This is a genomic window from Cognataquiflexum rubidum (assembly GCF_022538115.1).
Lineage (GTDB): Bacteria > Bacteroidota > Bacteroidia > Cytophagales > Cyclobacteriaceae > Cognataquiflexum > Cognataquiflexum rubidum.
This window is the reverse complement of record NZ_JAKZAL010000005.1, coordinates 223,207-250,074: the sequence shown is the minus strand read 5'-3', so window position 1 is coordinate 250,074 and position 26,868 is coordinate 223,207. Positions and strand designations below refer to the sequence as shown.

20 protein-coding genes are annotated in these 26,868 nt (G+C 42.0%); 11 read left to right on the top strand and 9 right to left on the bottom strand.

Annotated elements, in window-relative coordinates; translation table 11 throughout:
* Positions 1 to 208: 208 nt before the first annotated feature.
* Together MMU05_RS08240 and MMU05_RS08235 are read right to left on the bottom strand one after the other, a co-directional pair.
* Complete coding sequence (locus MMU05_RS08240; protein WP_241141198.1) at positions 209 to 940, bottom strand: SIMPL domain-containing protein; 732 nt, start codon at positions 938 to 940, stop codon at positions 209 to 211.
* A gap of 129 nt (positions 941 to 1,069) precedes the next feature.
* Positions 1,070 to 2,557, bottom strand: coding sequence for a M14 family zinc carboxypeptidase (locus tag MMU05_RS08235; RefSeq protein ID WP_241141197.1), 1,488 nt, complete (start codon positions 2,555 to 2,557; stop codon positions 1,070 to 1,072).
* Positions 2,558 to 2,647: 90 nt separating this feature from the next.
* Here MMU05_RS08235 and MMU05_RS08230 point away from each other — a divergent pair, with 90 nt between their 5' ends.
* Complete coding sequence (locus tag MMU05_RS08230) at positions 2,648 to 3,667, top strand: dipeptide epimerase (RefSeq protein WP_241141196.1); 1,020 nt, start codon at positions 2,648 to 2,650, stop codon at positions 3,665 to 3,667.
* Position 3,668: 1 nt separating this feature from the next.
* On the opposite strand, the gene MMU05_RS08225 is transcribed toward MMU05_RS08230, so the two are convergent.
* From MMU05_RS08225 to MMU05_RS08215, 3 genes are all read right to left on the bottom strand, one after another.
* Complete coding sequence (locus tag MMU05_RS08225) at positions 3,669 to 4,799, bottom strand: DUF4221 family protein (protein ID WP_241141195.1); 1,131 nt, start codon at positions 4,797 to 4,799, stop codon at positions 3,669 to 3,671.
* 1,156 nt (positions 4,800 to 5,955) lie between these two features.
* Positions 5,956 to 7,086 (bottom strand): BamA/TamA family outer membrane protein, encoded by a 1,131-nt coding sequence (locus MMU05_RS08220; protein WP_241141194.1) that lies wholly within the window; start codon positions 7,084 to 7,086, stop codon positions 5,956 to 5,958.
* A gap of 295 nt (positions 7,087 to 7,381) precedes the next feature.
* Positions 7,382 to 8,368, bottom strand: coding sequence for a dipeptidase (locus MMU05_RS08215; protein WP_241141193.1), 987 nt, complete (start codon positions 8,366 to 8,368; stop codon positions 7,382 to 7,384).
* 250 nt (positions 8,369 to 8,618) lie between these two features.
* On the opposite strand from MMU05_RS08215, the gene MMU05_RS08210 reads away from it, so the two are divergent.
* Positions 8,619 to 9,131: a 3-hydroxyanthranilate 3,4-dioxygenase gene (locus MMU05_RS08210; RefSeq protein ID WP_241141192.1), complete on the top strand. Its 513-nt coding sequence runs from the start codon at positions 8,619 to 8,621 to the stop codon at positions 9,129 to 9,131.
* A gap of 643 nt (positions 9,132 to 9,774) precedes the next feature.
* Here MMU05_RS08210 and MMU05_RS08205 read toward each other — a convergent pair.
* Both MMU05_RS08205 and MMU05_RS08200 read right to left on the bottom strand, forming a co-directional pair.
* Positions 9,775 to 11,121, bottom strand: a complete 1,347-nt coding sequence (locus MMU05_RS08205; protein ID WP_241141191.1) for a BamA/TamA family outer membrane protein — start codon at positions 11,119 to 11,121, stop codon at positions 9,775 to 9,777.
* Positions 11,122 to 11,321: 200 nt separating this feature from the next.
* On the bottom strand, positions 11,322 to 11,810 hold the full coding sequence (locus tag MMU05_RS08200; protein WP_241141190.1) for a DUF6702 family protein: 489 nt from the start codon (positions 11,808 to 11,810) through the stop codon (positions 11,322 to 11,324).
* A gap of 89 nt (positions 11,811 to 11,899) precedes the next feature.
* On the opposite strand from MMU05_RS08200, the gene MMU05_RS08195 reads away from it, so the two are divergent.
* The 5 genes from MMU05_RS08195 to MMU05_RS08175 all read left to right on the top strand — a co-directional run bounded on the left by MMU05_RS08195 (position 11,900) and on the right by MMU05_RS08175 (position 18,918).
* Complete coding sequence (locus MMU05_RS08195) at positions 11,900 to 12,481, top strand: HupE/UreJ family protein (RefSeq protein WP_241141189.1); 582 nt, start codon at positions 11,900 to 11,902, stop codon at positions 12,479 to 12,481.
* 221 nt (positions 12,482 to 12,702) lie between these two features.
* On the top strand, positions 12,703 to 15,042 hold the full coding sequence (locus MMU05_RS08190; RefSeq protein WP_241141188.1) for a M1 family metallopeptidase: 2,340 nt from the start codon (positions 12,703 to 12,705) through the stop codon (positions 15,040 to 15,042).
* A gap of 466 nt (positions 15,043 to 15,508) precedes the next feature.
* On the top strand, positions 15,509 to 16,543 hold the full coding sequence (hemH, locus tag MMU05_RS08185) for a ferrochelatase (protein WP_241141187.1): 1,035 nt from the start codon (positions 15,509 to 15,511) through the stop codon (positions 16,541 to 16,543).
* A 173-nt stretch (positions 16,544 to 16,716) separates the two neighbouring features.
* A complete protein-coding gene (locus MMU05_RS08180) occupies positions 16,717 to 17,850 on the top strand; it encodes a CynX/NimT family MFS transporter (RefSeq protein WP_241141186.1) in 1,134 nt (377 codons plus the stop codon).
* Between the two features lie 465 nt (positions 17,851 to 18,315).
* A complete protein-coding gene (locus MMU05_RS08175; protein ID WP_241141185.1) occupies positions 18,316 to 18,918 on the top strand; it encodes a DUF2179 domain-containing protein in 603 nt (200 codons plus the stop codon).
* A 36-nt stretch (positions 18,919 to 18,954) separates the two neighbouring features.
* On the opposite strand, the gene MMU05_RS08170 is transcribed toward MMU05_RS08175, so the two are convergent.
* Together MMU05_RS08170 and MMU05_RS08165 are read right to left on the bottom strand one after the other, a co-directional pair.
* Entirely contained in the window at positions 18,955 to 19,866 is a 912-nt protein-coding gene (locus MMU05_RS08170; RefSeq protein WP_241141184.1) for a hypothetical protein, read from the bottom strand.
* 115 nt (positions 19,867 to 19,981) lie between these two features.
* On the bottom strand, positions 19,982 to 20,410 hold the full coding sequence (locus tag MMU05_RS08165; protein ID WP_241141183.1) for an META domain-containing protein: 429 nt from the start codon (positions 20,408 to 20,410) through the stop codon (positions 19,982 to 19,984).
* Between the two features lie 79 nt (positions 20,411 to 20,489).
* Here MMU05_RS08165 and MMU05_RS08160 point away from each other — a divergent pair, with 79 nt between their 5' ends.
* The 4 genes from MMU05_RS08160 (at position 20,490) to thrC (ending at position 26,167) form a co-directional block, all read left to right on the top strand.
* A complete protein-coding gene (locus MMU05_RS08160; protein WP_241141182.1) occupies positions 20,490 to 20,834 on the top strand; it encodes a cupin domain-containing protein in 345 nt (114 codons plus the stop codon).
* Between the two features lie 404 nt (positions 20,835 to 21,238).
* Positions 21,239 to 23,692 (top strand): bifunctional aspartate kinase/homoserine dehydrogenase I, encoded by a 2,454-nt coding sequence (thrA, locus tag MMU05_RS08155; RefSeq protein WP_241141181.1) that lies wholly within the window; start codon positions 21,239 to 21,241, stop codon positions 23,690 to 23,692.
* Complete coding sequence (locus MMU05_RS08150; RefSeq protein WP_241141180.1) at positions 23,692 to 24,627, top strand: homoserine kinase; 936 nt, start codon at positions 23,692 to 23,694, stop codon at positions 24,625 to 24,627. Before thrA ends, MMU05_RS08150 begins: the two co-directional genes overlap by 1 nt.
* A gap of 220 nt (positions 24,628 to 24,847) precedes the next feature.
* On the top strand, positions 24,848 to 26,167 hold the full coding sequence (gene thrC, locus MMU05_RS08145) for a threonine synthase (RefSeq protein WP_241141203.1): 1,320 nt from the start codon (positions 24,848 to 24,850) through the stop codon (positions 26,165 to 26,167).
* Positions 26,168 to 26,868 lie beyond the last annotated feature (701 nt).

The window sequence follows — 26,868 nt, the reverse complement described above, 5'->3', positions numbered from 1 at the left end:
GAAGATATTTCGGAGAAAAGCTATTCGACAGATTGATTATTGCTTCAATTTATCCTTACGTGCAAAATACCGAATAGTCAGAATCAATTTTTACGGAATATTAAAAATCAAGTTTACTTAGAAAAGTACCTCAACTTGCTTCGGTCTAATCTCTTTTTAACACACAAAAAAATAGAGTCAGTGGCGACACTGGCTTTGGCAGAATTAATCACCTCACCCCATAACTCAACCGCATCGTGATCGAAGCGGTTTTTTCTTTGGAAGAGGTATTGAAAGTACCGCCCCAAGAATAGTCCTCAGCGGAATTTTGACCCGTGATCTGGAAAATTCCCATATTGGCGGAAAGTAAGTTACCAAGTTTGGAACCTGAGTTTTCTGCTATTTTTTCAGCCCTTACCCGTGCGTCCTCTGTTGCTTTGGAGATCATTTCGATCTTGAGGCTTTCCAATTGGGTATAGTAATAGCGTGGCGGTTGGGAATAGAATTTCACTCCCTGAAGCAGGAGTTCGGTGATTTCTCTACTGATTTTTTCAACCTTATCAACTTCATTTGATTCAATAGAAAGTGTTTGGTTGAGTTGGTATCCCAAGAAAGTCTGTCCTGTGAAGTTACCGCTGCTGCTGTAGTTTTGTTGGTAAAGTGGGTTGGTATTCACTGCTTGAAAAATGATTTTTTCCTTGGGAATTCCTTTGGAAATCAAGTAGTCTGTTACGGCTTTTCTGTCTTTCTCTAAATCAGAATAAGCTGTTTTGATATCAAAATTGTCCCTGCTAAAATTTCCTTCCCAAACCACGAGGTCTGAGGTAAAATTCTTTTCTCCCAATCCAGTCACATCGACTGTTCCTGACTTTTTGTTTCTGTTTACAATGGAATTACCAAGAATTGCGGCAGAAACAATGATGGCAGTAGCAAAGATGATTGCGGTCAGGTGTTTTCTCATGGTTTGCATATTTAAAATGAGTTTAAAGAAAAGGGATATTTAAATTTAGAAATAAAATGGGACGATTGCCCTTAATTATTTCAATTGATTTTTTGAATAAAATTCCTTTTGCGGATTACACGACTGATTTCAATTGACACTCATTCTATAATTTTCCTCAATTGGTTTTTCAAGATCAATCAAGTATCCATTCACTATGGCATATTTTAACATACCATCTTTGGAAAGGAAGAAATTCGGACTTCCTCCGGTCCGGATCCCAAAAGGTATTGAAGTGGCGTTTTTAAATACCAAAATCGGCAAGCCATGTAATTCTCTGGCTTCGGATTCCTTTACTTTGACGGCTAGATAACCGGCTTTCAACAATTCCAAAGCTTTTTCAGGACTAACATCCGATACTTTTTCAAAAACCGTTTCATAGATTTTTCCTTCTATAATTTCCATTCCACTTGCATCCAACTCCTCATAGCCATAGAAAATCGACAAATCCCCCAAGTCGTCAATTCCTCCACTCACATAGAAAGCGCCATTGGCATCTATTTCTCTTCTTCGGATACCCAAGTCAATTGGGTAGGACAATGAATCTTTTTTCATAGGAAGGTTTCTGATCATGACATCCATCAGCCTCGTGGCATTTTCAGGAATGGCCTCATATTCGTCCAAAGAATAATTCACAAATGACTGATCGGCGATTTCTTCCATGGCATAGAGCATGATCATAAAATTGAGCTTGCGGATATATTGCTTTTCGGGATCGTTGGGATATCCACCGGATTCGATCAGGATGGTACTTGTACCCCATTTCTGGAAATTGTCTCCAAAAGCCCTAGGCTCAAAAGCATCATCATATTTGCCGACATGGCCTGGTGCGACAGCATCCATCATCCTGGTCATCCCGACGATCGCCTGCATGGCTTTTTTGCGGACATCGTTGATTTCTGTTTCGAAATTGTATGCAGGCGCCAATATGGAAATGGTTGCCGGAGTAGCTACCTCCCCTGCAGTGTAATAGGTCTGTTGGTCGTGAAGGTTAAACCCAAATGCCGGGGAAAATACGTCTCTCGCATTTTTCAAGATAACTGCTTCAGGCGAAGCGAGCTTGGCAGCATCTCTGTTGAGGTCAATATCCAACGCATTTCTCCTCATCCAATTATCCATTCCGTCAGGATTAACGATGGGAATAAAGCGGATGGTCAGCTTTTCCAACAGTTTATTTCTCAACTCATCCAAGCCATCATTTTCCCCATCAAAAAAGTTGAAGAGGTCAAACAAGGCCATCGTCGCCGTGCTTTCATTGCCGTGCATCTGCGACCAAAGCATGACTTTGGTTTCGCCTGTGCCGATGGTCATCTGATAGATTTCCTTTCCTTCTACAGACTTGCCGATTTCTTCCACTGCGAATTTACCTTTTCTGTCTTTGACCAAATGGATCACATCCGCATGCTTAAACCTGCGTTCTGTGATGCTTTTTTCCTGATATTTCTCATAAGCAAGGTCCAATTCGGTCACATCAACAGGCGTCGATGCTGTTTCCGATTCTTTTGGCTGGCAAGAAATACTGAAATACAAAATCAAAGAAAAGGCTATCAGGGAAATGGATTTCTGGAGGATTTGCATGGTATCTTAGTGATTGAAATTAATTGTCTAAGTTATAAACTTAGACAAAAAAATAAATTTACTTTTGCCACAATTCCAAAATAAACCGAAATGAAGCTTTCTTTCTTTGTCCGCGATTTAGTTCTCAAACATACTTTTACCATCGCCCACCAAAGCCGTGATGTGCAGGATACGATCATCGTCAAGCTGGAAGACGGGGATTTTTATGGTTTGGGGGAGACGACGACCAACCCTTTTTATGGGATGACGGCGGAGAATATCTGCAGCAAACTGGAAGAAAGCAGAAGCATTGTTGAAAATGGCAATTGGTCTTCTCCTGAGGAACTTTGGGAGATGGGTAAAGTTGTTTTCAAAGACAATCCTTTCGCCCAATGTGCTTTGGACTTGGCTGCATGGGATATTTTTACCAAGAAAAAAGGAAAGAAACTCCACGAGTATTTGGGTTTAGATCCTCAAAATATTCCCCTTACCAATTTCACCATCGGGATTGATTCCCTAGAAAAAATGGTAGCTAAGATGAAAGAAGTCGATTGGCCGCTGTATAAAATCAAACTTGGAACCAACAATGACCTCGAAATCATCCGTGAACTGAGGAAGCATACCACTTCAAAATTCAGGATTGACGCCAACTGCGCTTGGACTGCACAGCAGGCGATTGCTTATTCGGAAGAACTCGCCCAACTCGGTGTTGAATTTATGGAGCAGCCTTTGGCAAAAGATGACCTAGAAGGAATGAAGGAAGTTTTCAAATATTCCAAACTGCCTGTGATGGCGGACGAAAGCTGCATCGTCGAAACAGACGTCAAAAAATGCCACGGACTTTTTCACGGGATCAATGTGAAGTTGGTAAAGGCAGGAGGAATCACGCCGGCCTTGAGGATGATCCGTGAGGCCAAGTCATTGGGGATGAAAACGATGGTGGGCTGTATGACCGAATCATCGATTGGCATCACGGCCATCGCCCATATTGCACCATTGTTGGACCATGTGGACATGGACGGAGCGATGTTGCTCACAGAGGACATTGCCAAAGGTGTGGTGATTACTCCTGAAAGCGTGACTTTTCCTGATGGAAATGGAATCGGAGCGGAGTTGATAAAGAAAAATTGATTTATTTGACAGAAAGCCTGACATAAGCCAATTCATCATCCAAGTTGAGGAAAAGGTAAATTTTCCCATCTTTCACAAATTGAGGATTGGGGTACTTCAAACCTAAATCAGTGATTTCTTTTTCTCCCAAAAGCTCCAAATCAGGACTTAACATACTGACAAAAACCTTGGTCTTAACAGACTCTTCACCTACTTTAGGTAAATTGAAGTGAGTAAAGCGGTAGAAAACTTTGTTTTTTTCATCCCAAACCAACCTTGTGAAATTCACTTCCTCTTGGATACTGTCAGTAATTTTTTGCATCTCCTCCATAGAAGAAACTTCATTTTTATACGTCCCTGTTTTTTCGTTCGGGGTAAGCATGCTGTTATAACTCCTTAATTCCAATGAATCAGTTTTTGGATCAAGTAGGTAGACCGAATTCAATGCGTTAGTGTGCAAAAGTAATTTACCTTTCCATTGTTGGATATTTAAGTCGGGGTGAGACATAGACATGCTATTTCCATCATCAGTAATCCAAGTAACCCTAAAATTGTTGAGTTTTTCAAATTCCGGTAAATCAATTATCTTCTTCTTTTTACTTTCAAGATCTAGTTCAAGGATATCTGTCTCAAACTTTTCAAAATTCAAAAACCTGCAATAGATTTTTTTCCTATCATCCGAAAATGCCAAAAAGTGGATAGAACTTTTTTCATCCACTCCTTCTACCATCCATGGTTCGTCCATTCTCATTCTTTCGACAACCTTCCCTTCCAAATCTGTAATGACTATGGTATTGTTCCAACTGATAAATGCCAATCGGTTTTCACCAACCAGTTTCATCAAATGAGAATCTTTTCCAATGCCATTCGGTCCCTCTTTTTCAAAAAGCTGTTTTTTAAACAGGCGAAATTCTTTCAAATCAACATATTCCACCTGGGAAGAATTAAAATCCCAATTATAAAGCGTACTTAAATCATCGGCAAAAGAGTGGCTAAAAGTATGGGTCGCCGCCATTAAAATCTCATCTCCGGAATCAACTACAACTGTATCGGCTTCGATTTTGAGGTCTACATAGGTTTCACCTGACTTTGTCTCTTTGTTTCCACATGAGTAAACAAGTAAAACTGAAATTGCTAAAAGAATTTTTTTCATAAAAGTGATAATTGAATGACGACGTAAAACCTGCGTTTGACTCTTAAACTATTCGTGAAAAATAAATGTAAAAAATGATTTTTACCAAAATTATGGTAAGAATTTATAGGTTTTTTTAGTTGATTTAATAAACTCTCGCCTCTGTCCCTGTGTTCAATGTCCTCAGTAACAGCTTGTACTAAATTTAACCTACCCTGTTATTGGGGGAAAGCTATTTTTTCTCTTCCCGTCTTTTAAGCCAAAACCGGAATGGTCTTGTCGGTTTTTATCCCCGAGTTTCTCATTTAAACCGAAAATGAAGTGAGTGAAGACACTCACTTTGGCGCCTAAATATGTTCCAGCAGATATCGCTGACCTTCGCAGAAGGAATGGACAGATTGAAAGATTTTCGGAATATTTGATTGAATACATTTGCGCCAATCCGCGTGATCCGCGGGAATAATTTTGTCCAATTTTCTCCCGCAGATATCCTTCATTAAAACCGAAAATGAAGTGAGTGAAGACACTCACTTTGGCACCTAAATATGTTCCCGCTGATTTCGCAGACCTCCGCAGAAGGGAACGACAGATTAATGGTTTTTCGGATTGATTTTTGAAATTTTTCTGCGTGCATCCTCGCCCATTGCAGTGTCTTCACTGCAATTTTAATAACTGTTCCGAAATAGAATGGAATTATCTGCGCCAATCTGCGTGATCCGCGGGAATAATTTCGTCCAATTTTCTTCCGCAGATATCCCTCATTAAAACCGAAAATGAAGTGAGTGAAGACACTCACTTTGGCACCTAAATATGTTCCCGCAGATATCGCTGACCTTCGCAGAAGGAATGGACAGATTGAAAGATTTTCGGATTGATTTTTGAAATTTTTCTGCGTGCATCCTCGCCCATTGCAGTGTCTTCACTGCAATTTTAATAACTGTTCCGAAATAGAATAGAATTATCTGCGCCAATCTGCGTGATCCGAGGGAATAATTTTGTCCAATTTTCTCCCGCAGATATCCCTGACCTTCTGAGAGGGAATGGACAGATCAATAATTTTCGGGGTTTTTGCCTTACCCGGGGCTAATCATATTTGATCCATTCAGGATCAATTATCCTAGAACTTGACCCACTTCTTGCCTCTCGCTTCTCGTTTCTAGCCTCTCGTTTCTCGCTTCTAAAACGCTTCTCCGATAAACAAATAAAATCCGGATCCTTCCTGCGTAAAAGCCACATCAAATCTTGTGTAAATGTCTTTTTTGGGGAAAAGCAAAAACCTCAATCCTCCACCTGCTGACCAGACTACTTTATTGATGGAAGCCAATGAAAAGTCCGGAAAGACTGTTCCCGTACCTGCAAATGCCGCAGCTCCGATTCTTTTGGAAAATCCCAGGGGTAGCGGCAAAATCCGATATTCTAGCTGAGTTGCAATCTGGTTTTTGTCCCTAAACCTTCCCAAGTAATATCCCCTCATCATGCTGTCTCCACCGAGGAGTGATAGCTGGTTAAACGGAACATCTCCGGAAAAAAACTGTCCGATAGCCTGCCATGCAAGGACACCGCTCTTACCAACAGGTCTGAAAACCCTAGTGTCCATCAATACGGCCTCAAATCCAAAAGTACTTATCGCCGGCAAATATTTAAGATAAGCCAATTCTGCAAAATTGCCTTTTCGGACATTCAATACATTGTGTCGGTCATCATATACCAGTCCCAGTCCCAAGCCAATATTGGTCGAACCTTCATAGCCCAAGGGTAGAGTGAACGAAGGGGCCTCAGGGGAAGGCTTAAAATCAACCCTTGACATGCGCTGGAAATCTGCTTCAATTCCAAAAAATAAATTTGGACGGAGTTGCCGAAGTACCCTTTCTTTGATCATAATCTGATTGGCATCCACTAGCGCCAAATAATCTTCCGGAGAATCAATTCCAATTCCATGGTATTTCAGCGGGAAACTTTGCAGCCTGATCCGTCCGAGAAAAAACCATTTGCTTTGGTCAGAATAGATGGCATGGTCAAACCAAAGACCGTATTGGTTTTCCAAAGTGATGAAGGTAAAACCACTGATTTCGCTGAGGCGGTTGGTGGTATCCCTTTTGGCATAATAGACCCAAAGTGAGGACAATCCGATCTCCCAACTTGTCTCAGGCGCATAGGCGACGGTGGGATAAATCAAAAATTGAGGTCTACTGATGTTTGAGGTGTCATTGACGATCCCATTGACATATTTTTTGACAAAGCTTTGAGAAATAGCCTGTCCAGAAAAAAATCCGAGTATCAATAGCAGCTTTATCTCTTTGGAAAACATAGAAATTGAACAGCAAGATTTATAAAAAGGTTTTTATGGTTTGCAAAATCCAAGCTAAGGGAAATTTTTGAAAATTGAATTTTCAATAATGATGAATCAAATTTTACATATTTTCCCGATTATATTTTGATATCGCCCTCGTCAGTGTCTTTACTGACGGCTCCAATTCAATTTAAAATGGAAGTGAGTGAAGACACTCACTTTGGCTAACAACCTCAACCTTTTTTAAACCGAAAATGGAAGTGAGTGAGGACACTCACTTTGGCTTAGAATCAATACGAAATCTGTTGGAATTTTAAAGAATGGTTTTAAAAAACCGCTGACAGTTTTTGTAAGCCAATTTTTCCAATTGGGATTGGGGGAGGAGATCCGACAATTCATCCAAAAAGGAAGGATATTTGGAGGCGTCCTCGACCAAAGGAAAATAAAAGGGATGGCGTTTTTTGTCAGGGAAATCCTTGGTATAAAAGAAATCCGCACCGAAACAGAGACAATCTTCCCCGCCGATTTCAATTGTGTGAAGGATATGGTCGAAGATCGTTTCAGGATTTTTATCATCCAAAAATGCCCTCAGGAAGTTGATGCCGATGATTCCTTTTCTCCTGATTACCTCTTGGGCAAATTCATCCGTAAGATTCCTCTTATGCTTCCAAATGCTCCGCATGTTGGAATGGCTTGCGATGACAGGGATATGAAGCTTGTTGGTATCGATGTGCTTCAGGATTCCTTCCGCCAATAAATCAGAAGTATGCGACAGGTCGATGGCGATGTTCCTGCCTGAGATATAATCCAAGATCTTCTTTCCGTCATCTTTCAGGCCGATGCCTTCGGTGTAATTGCCACCTCCAAACCTGTTTTCGGTATGGTGGGTCAGGCTGATGTAGACAATTTTAGAAGTCAGCTTGATCAGGTTTTCCAATTGGTCAAAAGCTGCCGCAATCGGTGCTTTTTCGTCAGCCAATCCTGCAGCATTTTCCACCGCTGCGATCAGACCGATCTTACTGTCTAAATCCATGCTTTCCAAAAAACCTTTGTCCGCCTGAGAAACGTCCTTTGCGAAATCTTTGAGCAGCATCTTATATTTTTCTGCTTGGCGGGTGGCTGATTCCATGCTACCTACTGCGACATCGGTATAGATGGCGCAGACCTGCATTTTGACATTTCCTTTTTTCAACAAAGGCAGCGCGCAGGCAATGTCGCTGGATTTGTCAGGAGCTGCATTTGGGATTTTGGCCAGGTAAGACAGCATGTCACAATGGGTATCAATAATCGGAAGGTTCATAAATCAGAAGGATTGAACCTCAAAGTAAGGCATAAAATGAGAGTTTTTTTATACTTTTAAAATTCATTCAGGTACAAAACCAATGCAGGTCTACCGCTGTTCTTTCCTTTTTAGAGTCGACTTCAAACTTAATATCAACCAATATCCATCCCGATGATTATCGGGATCAATGAATATCAGGTAGAAAAAGATTCAAGGTCAAAACTAATTTGCAGCCAAATCGAGTGCATATTTAAAAAACAAAAAAATAATGCCAATTTCAAAGCCTATCAATTTTCAAAAGTGGATCGAAGAAAACCGCCACCTACTCAAACCGCCTATTGGAAATCAGGTCATCTACCAAGGCAATGATGATTTTATCGTCATGGTCGTCGGCGGACCCAATTCAAGAAAGGATTTCCACTATGATGCAGGAGAGGAATTTTTTTATCAGATCGAAGGCGATATCACCTTGAAGGTTGTCGATGAAGGCGAGGTAAAAGATGTGCAGATCAGAGAAGGTGAAATGTTTTTGCTTCCAGCTAGGATGCCCCATTCACCGAGAAGACCTGCCAATACGATCGGGTTGGTTTTTGAGCGGTACCGCAGAGCGGGAGAGAAAGATGGTTTTATCTGGCACTGTGAAAACTGCGGCAACAAGCTCTATGAGGAATATGCCGAGATCACTGATATCGTCAACCAATTGCCTCCAATCATGGAGCGATTCTGGAGCAATCCGGAAAATACGACTTGTAAAAAATGTGGGACGGTAATGGAGAAGTGAGTGAGGACACGGGGCGTTTTTTTAAGCGTTTATTGACACTACTCCTTCACTTTAGCGTGGTTTATTATGTCGTTTTCTGACCAAATCCATTTCCCGTTGTTATTTTATTTCATGAAAGGCCTCCTTTTGATCTTTATTGGATGGTCATTAAAAACATCTGAAAGATCAATTTATACGATTCCACTTTGGCTTTTCTTATTTTCGGAATCTTACCTTTTGGTTAGACTTCAAATACTTGAAAGTTGGAAACCGATATTTTCAATAATTGGGTTTTTAGCTGAGCTGTTTGTCGCTGTGATATTTATTTACGAGGGATTTAAAAGTAAAAAGCCGGAAAAAGATAGGCTGTTTCTGTTTGCGGTAGCAACACTTATTTTCCTCAGGTTTATTTTTATCGGGTTGTTTTTTCAGGAAATGGAAGCAGGAACGAATTACTTTCTTGTGTCAAACATGATGCTTGCCTTTTGTTGTTTTGCTTTTATAGGAATTCCCAAGGAGAAAGAGAATTTTGGAATTCGGTCTAAAATATGCGTTATCCTCTTGATCACTTCGATAATTGGCTTTTTCAACCTAATTGTTTGATTGGGCGTTTTTTCTGCCTTTTCTATTCAGGAAATCCACGAATTAGTTTGATGACGAGAAATCAAAAAGTTTCACCAATAGCGAAATAAAATCCCCTTGAACCGTTTTGGCCAAAAGCCATATCCACTGCTAGATTCAGTCTTCCAGTTTTGTTCAGCATGACCCTAGCCCCAAATCCTCCTGCAGGTTTTGTGGCTTCGAACAGATTCAGCTTTGGGACATCAATGTCAAAAACCTGAAGCGCATCTCTGGAGGTAGAGGTCACGCTACCAAATAGAACCCCACCAAACAAACCATTTCTTGAAATAGGAAACCGGTATTCTCCTTCTGCAGATACCCAACTTGGACCCCTGAACCTTCCTGCCACATAACCCCTGCCCATCCGATTCCTCATGTCACTCGCATTATAAGGCAAGTGCATGTAAGGCACTTCCCCGGAAAGAATAAAGTGTCCGATTCCCCAAAAACCCAATATATGTCTCGGTCTATTCCTTGACAGGGTTTTGAAAAGCCGTGTTTCAAGATAAAGTTGGTCAAAGTCCGTACTTGATGCTAAAATCTTGGAATTAACCCGATATGAAACCTGCACAAAATTTCCTGAATAGGTATTCACAGTATGGTCCCTGTTGTCGAGGACGAAGTTCAAGCTTGTGCCGGATGTCCGGTATTTGGTAGGATCAATCCCCTTGACCCAAGAATAGCCATAATGACTTGTAATCACAGGCTTTTCGGCTTCTAAGTCTAGCAGTAGATCCTGGATATTGATATGCGCATCGAAGTGGTAACCGATCCCTGCGTAAATTTTATTGCCTATGGATCTCAAAGCCGTATAGTGAAATCTTAGCTGATTGAATTCCAGAGGCTGCGATCCTTCTATTCCACTTGTCACTATTTCTCCTATATGCCAGCCATCCTGAACCGGTTGGTTGTTGTCGCTTCCCAAGCCATAGGTGTTCTCCGTAAACTTGGCATATTTGATATCGACGAGCATTTCCCATTTGTTCTCATTGGTCATGATGGTTCCCCTGATATTGGCTATTACCTGATCTTTTGTGGTCAAGGAAATGGAACTCGTCAAATTGGATACATTGGTGGTTTTTGGATCACCGAGATACATTGCCCCGGTAAAACCTACCCCATAAAAGAAGCCCAATAGTGGGTTGGAACCGATAGTCGGTACCAAAAAATACATCAGTTTTCCTTTTTTTGGGGCGAAAGAAGCAGTGTCTTTTTTTGCTTTTTTTCCACGTAGGACCTGGACAAGGTCTGTGGAATCCATGTAATTTAGGATATTTGGTTGGGTCCGGTTGACTTGGGCGGAAACAGGATTGGTGAAATTTGAAAGACCAAAAACCACCAATAAGCCTGTTAGAATTGTAAACCGGATTAGGAATTTGATTGTCAACATAAACACCTTAGGTAAAAAATAAAGTTATTGACAATTCTTTCACAAAAATAGACAGTTCCGTCTAGGATATCAGGTTCCTTTTTGGCCTTTTCATTTGCGTTTATGTTAAAAATCCAAATTGGATATTTACCCTTGAATCATGATTTTGATTGAGCTACTGTGGTTAAACTCGACGGGGAATATTTTTCAAAAACCTTGTGCTAAAAAACCAATTCCCCACGTTCATTGTCCTTGTATAGAATCAGGCTTTTCGGGCTTTTTTCCAGATAAAAATTAATGATGTTTTGTTGGCTTTCAAAATTGGAGATCAGAACCTCATTTTTGATTTCTACTTTTTTTGGAACAGGAATATCCTTTGCTTCCAAATAAAACCAAGCCGCTTCCTCCTCGATCTCATATCCCAAATAAGAGATTTCAACTTTTATGCCGTTGACCTTGATTTCACTTTTCTCCAAAAGGTAAGCTTGTACCATTTTATCCAGGTCAGCTTTATTTTTTGGATTCAGGAAATCCACTTTGGTGTTGAATTTTTCTCCCAAAGCTATTTCCAGGTCATCCCAAAAAATCTTTTGGGCAATTTCAAGACTTTGGTCGGTTGGATTATAGCGGATTTCGGTCAGACTGATGTAGAATGGATGAAATAGGACCTTCCATCCCAAAAAGAACATGAAAATGTAATTGAATTGCATTTGGGTCACCATATTTTATTTTCTTTGCAAATTAGACAGAAATCAAATAGCCTTGTGCGCCTTTTGGGCACAAATATCTAAAAACGCAAATGGGACAGTTTCAGCTGTATTTTCAATTAGGGATTCAACATATCTTAGACATAAAAGGATTTGACCATATCCTCTTCGTGGTGGCGCTGTGCGCAATCTACGTGACGAGGGATTGGAAAAAAATCTTGATTTTGGTTACCGCATTCACCATTGGTCACTCGATTACCTTGGCTTTGGCAACGCTGAAGTTGGTAAAGGTCAATTCCGATTGGATCGAATTTCTGATTCCGGTTACCATTGCAGTGACTGCAGTAAGCAATATTTTCAGCCCCAAACCAAGTTCGGGCAGAGGCATTCAGATCAATTATATCTTCGCCCTTTTCTTTGGCTTGATCCACGGATTGGGTTTCTCCAATTACCTCAGGTCATTATTGGGCAAAGAAGCATCGATTTTCCAACCCCTTCTTGCCTTTAATCTTGGTCTGGAAGTTGGACAGTTGGTTATCGTGACGATCACCGTGGTAGTTGCCGGATTGCTGGTAGGAATCGTGGGCGTAAACAGAAAGGACTGGGCACTTGTTATCTCTTCTATAGTGTTGGGGATGGCCGTCATGATGATGATCGATACCAAGTTTTGGTAGCCAAAATAAAATTTGCCTTTGGTAAAAAATTGAATAAATCATTCATAAAAAAAGTATTAATTAGAGTCTGGATTACCAAATGATGTTGCGTATTTCTGAACCTTAGCTTGCGAAGGTGAAGAATCTCTAAAAGAGAGACTCTTCGCTACACTCAGAGTGACGGCTCCGACAATAACCTCAGTGGTATCCTGGTTTCGCCCATTTCAGTACAAAAAATCATTATGAAAAGAATCTTAACAGTAGCAATCTTTGCTTTTAGCTTGATGCTCTCCCTGCCGGCTTTGGCACAATGGTCAGAGCAAAACCATGCAGAGCGTTTTGAGCAGCTCGGACCCATGCTCCGCAGTCCAAATGTGTACCGCACTGCATCCGGTGCGCCCGGACACCAATACTGGCAGCAAAAAGCCGATCACGAAATCCAAGTGGAACTGAATGACGAAAACCAATCCATCAAAGGTTGGCAGAAAGTCACTTACTACAACAATTCCCCTGATCCGCTCAAATACCTCTGGATCCAACTCGATCAAAACGAAAGGGCGAAAGATTCCAACACCCCAAAAATTGCAGAGAGCAGTATCAATCCTAGGATGAACCTCCGTCAATTGGAAGGCATTCTTTGGCATGACCTGGATTTGGGGTATAAAATCCTTTCTGTAAAAGACCTTTCCGGAAAAGATATTCCGATCACCATCGTCCAGACCATGATGCGTGTGGATTTGCCACAGCCGCTGATGCCCGGTCAGAAGACAGAATTTACCATGGATTGGACTTTCAATATCCATGACAGGATGAGCTTCATCGGCGGACGTCCGGGATATGAGTATTTTGAAAAAGACGGAAACTACCTCTATACCATGGCGGAATGGTTTCCAAGAATGGCTGTTTACTCAGATTTCCAAGGATGGCAACACAAGCAATTCGTCGGAAGAGGAGAATTTGCTTTGACCTTTGGTGATTACAAAGTGAAGATCACCGTTCCTGCTGACCACATGGTGGGTTCTACCGGAGTTTTGCAAAATGCAGACAAAGTACTCAGCGCAACTGAACTCGACCGTTGGAAGACAGCACAGAAGACTTTTGACACACCTGTGGTCATCCGTACCCAAGCAGAAGCAGAGAAATTAGAAAAGACAAAAGCCAAGGACAAAAAGACCTGGGAATTCCATGCTGAAAATGTGAGGGATTTTGCCTGGACTTCTTCCCGTAAATTCATTTGGGATGCCATGGCTGTGAAGCAAGGCGGCAATGAAGTAATGGCCATGTCTTACTATGCCAAAGAAGCCAATCCGCTTTGGGGACAGTATTCCACCAAAGTGGTTGCCCATACTTTGAAGTCTTATTCTTCAAGAACTTTTGATTATCCATACCCTGTGGCAATCTCCGTGGAGGCGACCAACGGTATGGAATACCCAATGATCTGTTTCAACTACGGACGTCCTGATGCGGACGGCACCTATTCCGATGCAGTAAAATACGGCATGATTTCCGTGATCATCCACGAAGTGGGACACAATTACTTCCCGATGATTGTCAACTCAGACGAAAGACAATGGTCTTGGATGGATGAGGGTTTGAATACTTTCATGCAGTTCCTGGCCGAACAGGAATGGGACAGAGATTATCCATCAAGAAGAGGTCCTGCCCACAAAATCGCCCCTTACATGGCGAGTGAGAAAAGTACTTTGGAGCCGATCATGACCAACTCTGAAAATATCATCCAATTTGGACCAAATGCGTATGCAAAACCTGCAACGGCATTGAACATTCTGAGAGAAACCATCATGGGCCGTGAGCTTTTTGACTTTGCGTATCAGGAATATGCGACACGTTGGATGTTCAAGCACCCGACTCCGGATGATTTCTTCAGGACAATGGAAGATGCTTCAGGGGTGGATTTGGACTGGTTTTGGAGAGGTTGGTTCTATGGTACGGAGCCGGTTGACATCTCTTTGGAAACAGTAAACTGGTACAAACTGGACAACAGGACTCCGGAAGAGAAAAAAGCAGACCAAAAGAAGGAATTTGACAAAGAGGAAACTTATGTCAGCAAAGAGTACAACCGAAAGGACATTCCGCAAACTGTGGTGGAAGCTGATCCAAGTACCAAAGACTTTTACAATAGCTACAATCCGTTTTCTGTGACTCCTGAGGATGAAAAAGCCTACAGAGATTTTATGGCAAGTCTCAATCCAAAAGAAAAGGAATTGGTCAACTCAGGAATGAATTTCTACGAAATGAAATTCAAGAATGTGGGTGGATTGGTGATGCCTTTGATCATCCAATTCAACTATGCAGACGGAACTTCTGAGGTGGAAAGAATTCCTGCCGAAATCTGGAGATTGAATGAATCAGAGGTCAGCAAGGTATTTGCCAAGAAAAAAGAGGTGAAAAGCATCGTCCTCGATCCATACCGTGAGACCGCTGACATCGACGAATCCAACAATGCCTGGCCAAGACAGTATGCGCCAAGCAGGTTTGAGATGTTCAAAGGAGGAGGTAGAGTGAGGGGAGCTTCTGCAGGTGACAATCCAATGAAGAAAGCAGCTGGAGCGAAGAAGTGATCACTTTTCAGTATATTTTACCGTCATCCTGAAGGAGGTACGACTGATGGATCTCATTAGGAAATGTTCAGTTGACAAAATAAGAAAATAAAGGGAAGCAGGTATTCAATCTGCTTCCCTTTTTTTCTTCCATTGACCGGATATCAATTTATCAACGGATTTCTGAATTTCCTTCTTCAGATAAATTTTATATTGGAACTACCGTGGGCAGGAAGCGCAATTCCGGGCCGGCGGAGGCCTTGTGTGGGGAAGGATTATTGCGCTAGATTTTTTTGGTTACTTTTTGTATCATGACAAAAAGTGACTTAAGAAATAGACAGAAAAACTAAAATTTAGCTATTGAAATATCAATAGACTGAGGATCTGAACCAAAGTCCACCTATTCTTTATCCAAATCCATTGGCAAATTCCAACCAAAAGCCTGTAATTTGGTTCTCTTTAAAATTATAAAGAATTCGAAACAGAAATGAGTAAAAATAAAGCAAAAATCGGCGTACTATTGGTCAACCTCGGGACTCCCGACAGTACAGCCACAGGCGATGTCAGGAAATATTTAAGGGAATTTTTGATGGATGGAAGGGTTATCGATTTTCCATTTATCCCAAGATGGGCATTGGTCAACCTGATCATCGCACCTTTCCGTGCGCCAAAATCCGCACATGAATACCGAAAACTTTTTACCGAAAGGGGTTCACCCCTGATGTACCATACCGTAGACCTGACAGAGAAACTCATCAAAGTCCTGGACCCTGAAAAATACCATGTCGAATTTGCCATGCGCTATCAGACACCAAGTATCGGACAAGGTCTGGAAAAGCTGAACAAAGCCAATGTCAAAAAAATCATCGTACTGCCGCTTTTCCCTCAATATGCTTCCGCTACCAACGGTTCTGTGGTAGACAAGGTCATGGAAATCGCGCGAACCTGGCAGATCATCCCGAATATCACTTTTATCAACAACTTCGTCGATCACCCGCTTTTTGTGCAGGCATGGACCGAATTGGGAAAAGAAATGATGGAAAAGGAAGAATACGATACTTACCTTTTTTCTTACCATGGACTTCCGGAGCGACAGATCCGAAAAGGTTCTGTGGATGGATACTGCCAACTCAGTGACAAATGCTGTGGCAACTATACCAAGAAAAACCAGTTCTGCTACCGGGGTCAATGCTTCCATACCACAAGATTGATCGCTGCCAAATTGGGTTTGCCGGAAAATAAAGTTGTGACCTGCTTCCAGTCCCGACTCGGGAAAGACCCTTGGATCAAACCCTATACCGAAGACCTGATCAAGGAATTATCCGCAAAAGGAGTAAAAAAAGTACTCGTTTTCTCCCCGGCCTTTGTGGCGGATTGCTTGGAAACTACCGTAGAAGTAGGCGAAGAATACAAGGAGCAATTTGAAGAGCTTGGCGGTGAAAAATGGGACCTTGTTCCCAGCTTAAACTCCCGGGACACCTGGGTAGCCTGTGTCAAAGATTTGGTGGAGGAGAATTCGTAGTGTGGAATTGAAAGATTGCAAAATTGAAAAATTTTAAGATTCCTTCTATCACATTGTCTTGGCTCTCGGTTCTCGTATCTTGGCTCTATTGAAAAAAAGGAACCACCAAATAATATCTGCCTTAGTTGACTCCCAAGCCCCAACCTTTCTACAAAAAACCTTGGTTCCTTATTTTGGGGATTTTATTGGTTTCTTTCAACTTGCGGCCTTCCATTACTGCCGTCGGACCATTGATCCCGATGATCCGGGAGGATTTGGGTCTTTCCAATGGTTGGGCAGGATTTCTCACCACCTTGCCGCTGTTGACCTTTGCTACGTTTTCTCTTTTTTCGGCAGCCATAGGAAAGCAACTCGGTAACTCAAAAGCAATCCTTTATGCCTTGGTGCTGATTCTTATCGGAACAGTCATCAGGGTTCAGGGAGGACCGGAATGGCTTTTTATCGGAACAGGCCTGACCGGAATCGGGATTGTCATCTGCAATGTATTGTTGATTCCCTTGATCAAGCACCTTTTGCCTACCCAGATCGGGCTGATTACCGCGTCCTATACCACAGGCATGAGTTTATTTGCTGCTGTGGCATCCGGCATTTCTGCCCCGATGGCCATTGATTTGGATTGGGGATGGAGAGGATCGCTGTTGACTTGGGCGGGATTGTTGGTATTGGGGATTATGATTTGGTGGCCCCAGGTCAAGCTTCATCCCAAAAACAAAAAGACTGCAGATACCCATGCGAAAGTGAATGTCTGGAAATCGAGCTTGGCATGGAATATCTGCCTATTTATGGGCGTGCAGTCTTTGCTGTATTTCACCATCATTGCCTGGCTTCCTGACATGCTGGTTTCGAGGGGATTTTCAGCAGTTGAGGCTGGATTGATTCTTTCTATCATGCAGATGATCGGATTGATCGGTTCATTTTTGGCTCCGATGATTGCGGTCAAGTTCAAGGACCAAGTCGGCATTGTCGTGGTGATAGGTTGTATGTACCTGCTCGGTTTTTCATCCCTTTTCAGTCAATCGCATTTGGTGAATTATGCCGGACTTGCCTTGGCGGGATTGGGATTGGGTTCAAGTGTCTCCCTTGCCTATACCTTGATCGGATTGCGAACCCACCACCAAAAAACCACCGCCTCACTATCCGGAATGGTCCAATCCACCGGTTATTACCTTGCAGCATTAGGACCGCTGCTTTTTGGGATTACCTTTGATATTTTTCACGATTGGGATTTTCTCATCTACCTGATGCTCACTTGTTCGGTGTTGTTCATTTATTTTGGAGCAAAGTCAGGAGTCTCAAAGGTGATCTAATCTGAAAACATCAAAATCCTATTATTCATTTACAGGAGATTACAATTAAAAAACAATGTTGGGTTTTATCTAGAATTTTGAAATTTTGATATATCCATATTGAAGGAAACGAGTATTAATCAACCACAAAGAAACAAAAGAAAGCAAAGGCTTGTCTTTTGTCGCCTTTGTTACTTTGTGGTTCAATCTATTTATAGACTACCTTTCCTCGAGGCTCAAAAGTTTTCAAAAATTACTTGGTAGTACTTTTGTTTATCTATTTTGGAGTAAAGTCAGGAATCGCCAAAGTCATCTGATTTCCAAAAAGCAAGTTGTCAAAATCCCCTTTAAAGTTTGGTGGCTTGATGTTCATTTAGGCTCGTGTCGTCCGTCGTCTGTGGACTGTGGACGATTATCAAAGAATAATCTTTGGTTTCGAACGTTTCCAAATGGCGAAGCTGTTACCTTTGTAAAAAATAAACTGCGATGCAAGAGTATTTTACTTCAATAGGTATCCCGCCTGAAGTATTCAATTACGTGATTATGCCAATCCTGATTTTTTGTGCCAGGGTGATGGATGTGTCTATCAACACGCTCAGGATCATGTTTGTCATGAACGGCAAAAAGAAAATCGCTCCTATTTTGGGTTTTTTCGAGTCCCTGATCTGGCTTTTGGCGATCGGGCAGATATTTCAGAATATCGACAACCCCATGTCCTATGTGGCTTACGCAGGAGGATTTGCGATGGGAACATTTGTTGGTATGACGATTGAGGAGAAACTCGCTTTGGGAAGAGTATTGGTCCGAGTGATCACTCCCGAACCGATGCCCATTCTCATAGAATACATGAAAGAGCATAATTTTAGGTTTACCTCTGTAGGTGCCGAAGGACGCTATGGAAAAGTTAACCTGCTTTTTACCGTTATGAAGAGGGATGACCTTACCGGTTTTATCGGAAAAGTAAAGTCAATCAATGACAAAGCATTCTACACCATCGAAAGCGTCAAAAGAATCAGTGAAGATGACCTCAATGTGATGGACGACAAACCGAGATTTACGACGAAGGTGTGGAGTAGGGTGAGGAAGTAATTTGGTTATTGGTTAAAGGAAAAGGAAGGCCATTGATTAGTGGTACTTGAAAACATGAGTTATTTCAGGATTAGAATCTCTGCTAAATCTAACTTTTTTCGAGATAAATCCTGATTGATTGTATTCAGTTAGAGTTCTATTCAGAGTATCTCCTTTTTCATTAATTTCTAATTCTTCAAAGATCCAGCCTTTCCCATCAAGCTTTAATACACTTGTCAGTAGATGAATATATTCCCAACTTTTCCCATTTTGATGCCGTGGAGTTCCAAAATCATCATACCATGTTGTGGTATATTGGTAATATTCATCTGAGTAAGTATACTTTTTTATCCAAATTATTTTATTGTAGTTGTACGAATGATATTCTTCAATTTTTCCATTTTCATTATATGACCATGTGTAGCGATTTTGACTATCCCAGAAAACTTCAGGTGCGTAGAATTCAATTTTTCTTCCCATGCTGTCGTATTTAAAAAATATCTCACCTGATAAATGCCAAATACTTTTATTTTTCTCATTTATATTATTTGGTAATGCTATATGTTCATCGGTATCAATAGGAAAAAATTCATTATTAAAATTAAAATGTTGTTTTTTTATAAGCCTGTTTTGATTGTCAAAATAATTTATGGTTTTTGTACTATCTAGTTGTTTAAAAGATGGAGTAGAATCATCTGTATAAACAGTTCTTTCTTGTACAAGTCGGCCACCTTTGTAATCAAAATACTCAATAACGTTTGCACTACTAATGTATAATGTAGTTTTATGTCCTTGGTATTGTTTTGAAAGAATTTGAAAATCCTTTCCATATTTTATTATTTGGGATAAAGTTTTATTGATGCTATCCCACCCTTCGTATTGATAAATTGAACAAGTCATTACTGTTTCAAAATCTTTTTCATATTCTACTAAAGGTGGTTCGATTTCCCCAATCTGATTTCCCGACAAATCAATTTTGTTTGATCTGCAGCTGCAAATTAAAAAAGCAAAAATAAATAGTGATCTTATCATTTAAATTGGTAATACTATGGCTATTCACAAAGAAGAGAATGATCAAAACAATTTAAGGCTTAGTTTGGGAGATAAAACTCATCAGTTCTTTGGCTGCGCCGTCGAGCAGGGTAAGTTTGTTTTTGTTGACCTTGAAGTTAGCCACTTGGGATAAGGCTGAAGTAAAGTCTTTTTCTCCATCTCCCTCACAGGCTTTTCTGGTCATGGCACCCGGGTCCAATTTCAGGGAAGTTCCTTCCAGGTTGAAGCTGCCGTTGAAATTATTGCATCCGGCAAACCCTGCTAATTTTCCTCCTTCCTGAAAATTGAGAAAAGGTAAGCCTCCGGCAAACTTTGCAGGATCCAAAGCTTTTCCCAACATGGAGTTCAGCACCCAATTGTTTCCGGTCAAAAGACTCAGCGGGTTCAAATTTCCAACCGAGCTACAGGAAGAAAAACCCAAGAAAAACGTCAAAATAAGGATACCTGATAATTTTTTCATAAGATTACATGTAAAGAGTTGACCTAATTTAGTGAGGGAATTCCAAAAAAATCAAATTTCAATCCTTTATTTTAACCCGATGAAAAGTACGCCATTTCAATTTGAAAATGATCTGCCATGGCAAGACGCCGATCAGGGAATCCAAAGGAAAAGGTATGGTTATGATGAGCAGGTCATGATGGTCAAAGTCAAATTTGAGGCGGGCGCGATCGGTAAGCTACACAGCCACCCCCATAGTCAGGTGACGTATGTGGAAAGCGGTATTTTTGATATGACCATTGGTGCGGAAACAAAAAGGATCAAAACCGGGGATGGGTACTATGTCAAGCCACATGTGATGCATGGAGTGGTGTGCCTCGAGCCGGGGGTGTTGATCGATGTGTTCAGTCCCATGCGGGAGGATTTTTTGAAAACTGAAGAATAACGGCCGTTATCCCAAATCAGGTAAGTATTCCAATATCCAAATAATATTTTGTACAAAACATTAAGATTAAATTAAGATTTCTCCATATTGGCTGATGAAATGATAATCAAACTCCTGATTCTTTAAAATAACAGCAAAACATTTTTGCATTTCGGGAAATTGTCCTTAAGATTGCCGCATCAAAAAAAAGCATTTTATGTTTTTCACAGCAAATGACCTCAACAATTGGAATCTCTCCCCTGCCGGAGAAAGCTGTGTTTTGGGTGGATCTACTTCCATGTTTTTTATAACCACCACCATTACGGGGTAATCCCGTTTTCAAATCCATATAGACCCCTTATCTTTAGGTCCATTTTGGACCTCAACAGCATATTATATTTACCAAAATCAAAAAATTCATTTTTATGAAAATCTTAAAATTCGGAGGATCGTCAGTAGCCAATCAGGAAAATATCCGGAAGGTGTTTCAGATCATTAAGAAACAGGCCAAAAAGGATGAAATCGCAGTTGTTTTTTCTGCATTGGGAGGCGTCACGGAAGTTTTGCTCCGCAGTGCGGTCAAGGCCCGAGAAGGTGACAAATCCTACACCGATGAGATCAAGGTTTTGGAAGACAGGCATTATGATTTGGTCAGACAACTGATACCGATTCAGCAGCAATCCACCGTCCTGACTTATGTAAAAGTCCGCTTCAATGAATTGGAGGACCTTTTCCATGGTATTTACCTGATCAAAGAATGTTCTCCCAAGACTTTGGATTATGTGGGAAGTTTTGGGGAAAGGCTGTCGGCTTTTGTTTTGGCAGAAGCCTTGAAAGTCGAAGGTTTGGATACCCACTACCTCGATGCGCGGGAAGTCATCCGTACCAATAACCGCTTTGGCAATGCCAAGGTAGATTTTCCAGTCACCAATGACCTGATCCAGGATTACTTCCATTCCCATCCGGGGATGAAAATTATTACGGGTTTTGTGGCCTCCACCGAGAAAGGCGAGACCACCACTTTGGGCAGAAGTGGCTCGGACTATACAGCTGCGATTTTTGCATCAGCACTCACAGCGGATCTGCTGGAAATCTGGACAGATGTGTCCGGCGTGATGACTTCGGATCCAAGGCTCGTGTATTCAGCTTTTACCATTCCTCAGTTGACATACAACGAGGCCATGGAGCTTTCCCACTTTGGGGCAAAAGTAATTTTCCCTGCCACCATGCAGCCTGCGATGCGCAAGGGAATTCCGATTTATATCAAAAACACCTTCGAACCCGAGCACCCCGGAACCCTGATCAACAGCGACGCGCCAACCGGAAAACTGATCAAAGGGATTTCTTCTTTGGCAGGAATATCCCTGCTGAATATTCAGGGCGCAGGATTGATTGAGGTGGTCGGAGTTAGCCGTAGGGTTTTTGGGGCTTTGGCAGATGCTGGAGTGAATGTCATCCTTATCAGTCAGGCTTCCTCAGAGCACAGTATCTGTGTGGCCATCCGAACCAATGAAGTGCACCTTGCCAAAGAAGCGATAGAAAAGGAATTTATCAATGAAATCCGAAATGCGGAAATGGATCCTGTGATTGTGGTGTCGGAGATGGCAGTAGTCGCAGCAGTGGGAGAAAATATGAAACACAATCCCGGTGCGAGTGGCAGGATGTTTATGGCTTTGGGCAGAAACAATGTCAACGTATACGCCATTGCACAGGGAAGTTCAGAATTGAATATCTCTGCGGTAGTCTCCCAAGCCGATCTTCAAAAAGCCCTCAATGCACTCCATGAGGCATTTTTCCTTTCCGAAAATAAAGTCTTACACGTCTTTTTGGTAGGGGTCGGATTGATCGGAAAGGCTTTGATTAAAATGATTTCCCTTCAGAGAAAGAAGCTTCAAAAGGAAAACGATTTGGATGTGCAGATCCACGGTATCGCCAATTCGAGATTTATGGCTTTCCATGAAGATGGTTTTGACTTGGCCAATTGCCCGGCACCTGAAGATGCCAAAGGTGCACAGCCGATGGATTTACAGAAGTTTATCACACAGATGGAGGACATGAACTTCTCCAACACGGTTTTTGTGGATTGCACAGCAAGTCAGGCCGTGGCAGATACCTATGAGCAGGTTTTGGAAGCCAAAGTAGCCATCGTCACTCCAAACAAAAAAGCCAACTCAGGTTCTTTGGAAAATTACAAATCCTTGAAAAAACTCGCCTACAAGCGGGGAGTGAAGTTTCTCTATGAAACCAACGTGGCTGCAGGCCTTCCGGTCATCAACACCCTTCAGGACCTCATGCTGAGCGGAGACAAGGTGTTGCGGATTGAAGCGGTTTTGAGCGGATCGATGAATTATATTTTCAGCGAATTGGAAAAAGGAGCGCCTTTTTCCGAAGTAGTCAAAATTGCCAAGGAAAAAGGCTACACCGAACCGGATCCAAGGGATGATTTAAGCGGCATGGATGTGGGGCGTAAAATCCTGATTTTGGGAAGGGAAGCCGAGCAGGACTTACACTTTGAAGATATTACTATTCAAAGTATGGTACCGGAGGATTGCAGAGAAACAGCCTCGATAGATGAGTTTTTTATCAAACTTCAAGCGCACGATGGTGAGTTTGCCCAAATGCTGGAAACCGCAAAATCCAAAGGTGAGAAGCTCAGGTTTATGGCCACTTTGGAAAACGGCAAAGCAAAAGTGGGTTTGAATTCTCTTGACAGCACGCATCCTTTCTATACTTTGAAAGGATCTGACAATATGATCTTGTTTACCACCGAGCGCTACCATGACTTCCCGATGATCATCAGAGGTCCGGGTGCAGGAGCAGATGTGACCGCCGCCGGAGTTTTTGCAGATGTGATACGCTTGGGTAATTTCTCCAGATAATGGGACAATTCGTTACAGCTTTCGCCCCGGCAACTGTCGCCAATGTGTCCTGCGGATTTGATATCCTGGGATTTGCCATCGATAGATTGGGCGACAATGTGACGGTGTCTTTCAATCAGGATGGGATATTGAGGGTGACAGGTATCGAAGGGGATGGGGGAAAACTTCCTTTGGAACCGGAGAAGAATACCTGTTCTGTAGCCATTCAGGCTATGCTCAACAAATTAGGTTCCAAGCAAGGCATTGATATTTTCCTTGAAAAAGGATTGCCGCTCGGTTCAGGAATGGGTTCCTCGGCAGCAAGTGCCGCTGCGGCTTTGGAAGCTGCAAATGTGCTTTTGGGCAATCCATTTACCAAAGAAGAGTTGGTTCCTTTTGCAATGGAGTCGGAGCGGATCGCCTGCGGTTCGGCCCATGCGGACAATGTTGCACCTTCTATTTTGGGAGGATTTGTGTTGATCAGGGATTATGATCCATTGGATATTGTGAAGCTTCCGGTTCCCGAAGGCATTTTCTGTACCTTGGTACATCCCCATATTGAATTGAAAACATCCGATTCGAGAAGTGTACTGCGCAAGCAGATTTCCCTCAAAGAGTCCGTGATGCAATCAGGAAATATTGCCGGGTTTATAGCGGCATTGTATAAGTCAGACTTGGCTTTACTCAGCAGGTCATTGAAAGATGTCATCGCCGAGCCTTCCCGCGCATTGCTGATTCCTGGATTTTATGAATTGCGGGACGCAATCAAGTCCATCGGGTCTTTGGGTTCGGGAATATCCGGTTCAGGACCGACCATATTTGTCCTTTCTCCAAATGGGGACATCGCACATGAGGCAGGTGAAAAAGCCAAAGAAGTATTCCAAAAAATCGGCCTTGGCGTCGACGTGTATGTCTCGGAAGTGAATAAACGCGGAGCATTCATAGTATCTAGTTAAAAGTATCAAGAAGCGAGAGACGAGAAGCGAGAGGAAAAGCGAGAGCTGATAAATTCAGAATGATGAATTTATAATGAAGAATGCCGGACGACGACAACCTGATAACAACTACAACCACTACAACAATTACAACCAAGAGATTCTTCGCTCCACTCAGAATGACAGATCCACAACCCGACAACGCGAAGCAGACAACCTGACAACAATTACAACCCTTCCCATGAAATTCTACAGCACCAACAACCCCCGCCATATAGTCAGCCTCAAAGATGCCGTGGTCAAAGGACTTGCTCCGGATCAGGGATTGTACATGCCCACAGAAATTCCTGTTTTGCCCAAGGAGTTTTTTGAGAACTTGCCGAATATGTCTTTCCGGGAAATCGGATATGAAGTGATCGGAGCGCTTTTCAGTGGTGATTTGACCCAAGATCAGATCAACGAATTGGTGGAACATACCTTGGCTTTTGATGCGCCATTGGTAAAAGTGGAGGAGGATGCGTATGCTTTGGAATTGTTTCACGGACCAACATTGGCATTCAAGGATTTTGGCGCAAGGTTTTGCTCCAAGTTGATGGCGATTCTGATGGAAGGAGAAGAAAGGAAAATCCGGGTTTTGGTGGCGACATCCGGTGATACGGGAAGTGCTGTTGCCAATGGGTTTTTTAAAGTAAAAGGAGTCGAGGTCATTGTCCTGTATCCAAAAGGGAAAGTGAGCAAATTGCAGGAAATGCAGTTTACCACTTTGGGAGAAAACGTGACCGCCCTTGAAGTGGATGGGGTATTTGATGACTGTCAGACTTTGGTAAAGCAGGCTTTTTCAGATGCCGAACTCAACCAAAAAATGTTATTGACTTCCGCCAATTCTATCAATGTGGCTAGGTGGATTCCACAGTGTCTGTATTATTTCTACGCCTATTCCCGACTTCCAAAGAACAATAAAAAATTAGCTATCTCCGTTCCAAGTGGGAATTTTGGAAATCTCGGAGCAGGGATTTTGGCTGAAAGAATGGGTTTACCGATTGATACTTTTATTGCTTCTACCAATGTGAACCGGGTTGTACCGGATTTTTTGGAGGGAAACCCATTTCAATCCAAGCCTTCCGTGGCCACCATCAGCAACAGCATGGATGTCGGCAATCCGAGCAACTTTTCAAGGCTTTTGGCGCTGTATGGCAATGATGAAAAACTGTTCCGCAGTAAAGTAAAAGGCTTCTATTTTGACAATCAGGATACCCAAAGAGCCATGGTCCAAATCAAAGAAGAAACGGGATATATCATGGATCCACACGGTGCTGTGGGGTATTTGGGTTTGAGGAATTACATGAAAATGAATTCAGGTGAATATGTCGGGATTTTCCTGGAAACCGCCCATCCCGCCAAGTTCAAATCCGTCGTGGACGATACCTTGGGCATTGATTTACCTATCCCGGAAAGATTAATGGCTTTTATGAAAGGCAAAAAACAAGTGATACAGATGGGGAATAGCTTTGGGGAGTTTAAGAGGTTTTTAACCACAGATTTCTCAGATGGACACAGATGAATAAGGTAGATGCTAAAGTGATTTTCTTGAAAGTTAGGTGAATTATTCCACTGCCAAAGTGAGTGAGGACACTGACTCAGCCGAAGTTGAAAATAAAAACTCTCCCGCAGATTCCGCAGACCTACGCTAAAGGAATGGACAAAACATTTGATTTTTCGCCCATGCCAGTGTCTTCACTGCCATTATAAAAACCCTCTCGAATAAACAAGTCTTTGAGGACACTGACTCAGACGGAGGAATTTATCTGCGTCGATCCGCGGGATCTGCGGGACTCAAAATTGAAAAACTTTATAGGATAGAAAGTCAGTGTCCCCACTGACTTAGGCGAAGTATGTTCTCCCGCAGATATCGCAGACCTTCGCGGAAGGAATGAACAAAACATTTGATTTTTCGCCCATGCCAGTGTCTTCACTGCCATTAAGAAAACCATTTTCGAATCGACAAGTCAGTTAAGACATTGAATCAGCCGAAGTTGAAAAAAAACTCTCCCGCAGATTTCGCAGACCTTCGCAGAAAAGAAGGAATAATCAGGGCTTTTAAAGGAATATTCCGGGGAATCAATCTGTGTCGATCTTCCCCCATGGCGGTTAAGACACTGCCATTATGAAAAACCTTTTAGATTGAAAGTCAGTGAGGACACGGACTTTGGCGGATCAACATAAAAAAAGCCAACATACAGTTGGATTTGGGAATATCTTTCT